The 2,398-nt window shown below is 66.9% G+C and carries 4 protein-coding genes; all 4 read left to right on the forward strand.

What is annotated here, in order from left to right; all coding sequences use genetic code 11:
* The coding region (locus ACTHLF_RS20665; protein WP_440330025.1) for a hypothetical protein at nt 1–505 on the forward strand (505 nt) is incomplete at its 5' end.
* A complete protein-coding gene (locus tag ACTHLF_RS20670) occupies nt 502–870 on the forward strand; it encodes an MliC family protein (protein WP_440330027.1) in 369 nt (122 codons plus the stop codon). The genes ACTHLF_RS20665 and ACTHLF_RS20670, both read left to right, overlap by 4 nt.
* Nucleotides 871–926: 56 nt before the next feature.
* Nucleotides 927–1,388 carry a MarR family winged helix-turn-helix transcriptional regulator gene (locus ACTHLF_RS20675; protein ID WP_440330029.1) on the forward strand — a complete coding sequence of 154 codons (462 nt, stop codon included), beginning with the start codon at nt 927–929 and terminating at the stop codon, nt 1,386–1,388.
* A 5-nt stretch (nt 1,389–1,393) separates the two neighbouring features.
* The coding region (locus ACTHLF_RS20680) for an FUSC family protein (protein WP_440330031.1) at nt 1,394–2,398 on the forward strand (1,005 nt) is incomplete at its 3' end.

The raw sequence follows: 2,398 nt of genomic DNA on the forward strand, positions 1-2,398 counted from the left end.
CTCCGGCTATGGTCCGGAAACCGAGCCGATCCGCGCCGACCTGCGCGCCTTCCTGGCCCGCGCGACCAACCGGGTGTCTCCCGATGGCGAGATGCAGCGGATCGTGTTTCGCCTGCCCCAGACCAGCCTGAGCATCATTACCCTGCTCCAGCGGAAGATCCTGGAACTGCGCCCCACCACCGAGTCGCAGTGGTGGTTCCAGCACCGTGCGCTGGAATGCTCGGCGGAACTCGCGCACGAACGCATCCTCACCTCGGAGCACGAGAAGTCCTCGGAGCCATTGCCGCTGCTCGTCGTGGTTACCGCGTGGATCGTCCTGATCTTCGTCGGCATGGGCACGTTCGCCATGCATAACCCTTCGGTACGCGTGGTGCTGTTCTGCGCGGCACTGGCCTTCTCGGGGTCGATTTTCCTTGTCATGGAACTGGAGGCGCCGTACACCGGCCTGCTGCGTGTCTCCGGGATACCCCTGTTGCAAGCGGCCGAGGAGCTCGGAAAGCCATGAAACTCGTCGCGGTTCCCGCCCTGGTGGCGCTCGCCAGCGCCACCCCGGTCCATGCCCAGGGCCTCGGCATCCCGGGCGTAGCGACCGGGAAGCCGATGGTCTTCACGTACCACTGCCCGACCGGCAAGCCGTTCACGGTGAGCTACTGGAACGGGGACAACGGGCAGAGCTTCGCGCTGGTCCCGATCGACGGCAAGCCGCAGCTGCTGGTGAGCCTGCTGTCGGCCAGTGGCGTGCGTTACGCCGCCGGCTCGGTCATCTGGTGGACCAAGGGCCGGAACGCGGACCTTTACCACTCTGGGTCGATGGACCCGGACAGCGGGCAGGTGAAGCCGGTGAGTTGTACGGGGACCCCGGTTTCCTGAGGCGCTGGGGCGGCTGATGTTGTTATCGCAATTATTAGCATGCTATCCTTTTCTCCATGACGCCCCTCGACCGGCTGCACATGCAGCTGACCACCCTCGCGCTTGCCACCAGCCGCCGCTTCCAGCGGATGCTGGACGTGCGCCTGGGTGATTTCGAGGTGACCTCCGCCACCGTGGTACCGATGCTGCTGGTCGGCCGTTCCGGGGGCGGGATCAACCAGGTGACCTTGGCCGAGCAGATCGGTGTCACCGGCCCCTCACTGGTGCGTACGCTCGACAAGCTCGTCGAACTCGGCCTGGTCCGTCGCGAAAGCGACCCGGCCGACCGCCGCGCCAAGACCCTCTGGCTCACTGAAGCGGGCGAGGCCATGGCGGTGCAGATGGAAGCGCGCATGGTGCAGATGCGCCGCGAGATCCTCGCAGGCGTGAGCGAGGACGATGTGCGCGCCGCGTTGCGCGTCCACCAGGCGCTGAACGCGGCGCTGGTATTCGATGGCCAGGACGACGCCGAGGCCTGACGTCCATGCGTCCCGTACTGCCCACGGCCTCCGAATGGCTCTATTCGGGGAAGGCCTTCGTCTCGGCGATCCTGGCGTTCTACATCGCGCTGCGCATCCCGCTGCCCAATCCCTACTGGTCGTTCGCCAGTGTGTACATCGTGTCGCACCCGCTCTCGGGCGCCACGCGCTCGAAATCGATCTATCGCGCGTTCGGCACGGTGCTTGGCGCGGCAGTGGCGGCGTGCCTTGTCGCGCTGTTCTCATCGCGCCCGCTCACCCTGGTGCTGGCCATGGGCACGTGGAGCGCGATCGCGCTGTACCTGTCGCTCCGTGACAACAAGCCGAGCGCGTACGGATTCCTGCTGTCTTCGTATACGACACCCCTGATCGCGGTGTCCGCGATCATCGCGCCCGGTGCGGTGTTCGATACCGCGGTGGCGCGAACCGAAGAGATCCTGCTCGGCATCGTCTGCGCGAGCGTGGTCAGCACGGTGTTGTTCCCCGACCGCGTAGGGCCCGTGTTCCATGAGCGCGTGGCGGCGCTGATGAAGGATGCCTCCGCGTGGGCCGTGCGGCGGCTGACCGATCCGGCGCGGCGGACCACGCCGCCGCTGCGCTTCAACCTGCTGAGCGACATCGCGTCGCTGGATGCCTTGATCACCCACCTTGGCCACGACGCCACGCGCCGCAACGAGGCGAGTGAAGCACGCCAGGTGCGCTACCGCATGACCATGCTGATCCCGCAGGTCGCTTCGCTTGCCGATGCGCTGGCGCATGCATCGCTGCGCGACAGCGCTGCCGCGCGCGGGTGCGAACGCGTTCTCTGTGAGGTGATCGCGTGGCTGCGCCAGGGTATCGACGGCGCGCCTGACGAGGGCAACGCGTTGCGCCATGCCATTGACGCCTTGCGCGAACGGCACGTGGCAGAGCCTGGCGACGCGTTGCCGGTCATCAACGCGGCCGAGCGCCTGCGTGACCTCGTGGATCTCTGGCAGGATTGCCTCGTCCTGCACCGCGCCTTCATCGTC

The organism is Luteibacter sp., from assembly GCF_051958795.1.
Classification (GTDB): Bacteria; Pseudomonadota; Gammaproteobacteria; order Xanthomonadales; family Rhodanobacteraceae; genus Luteibacter.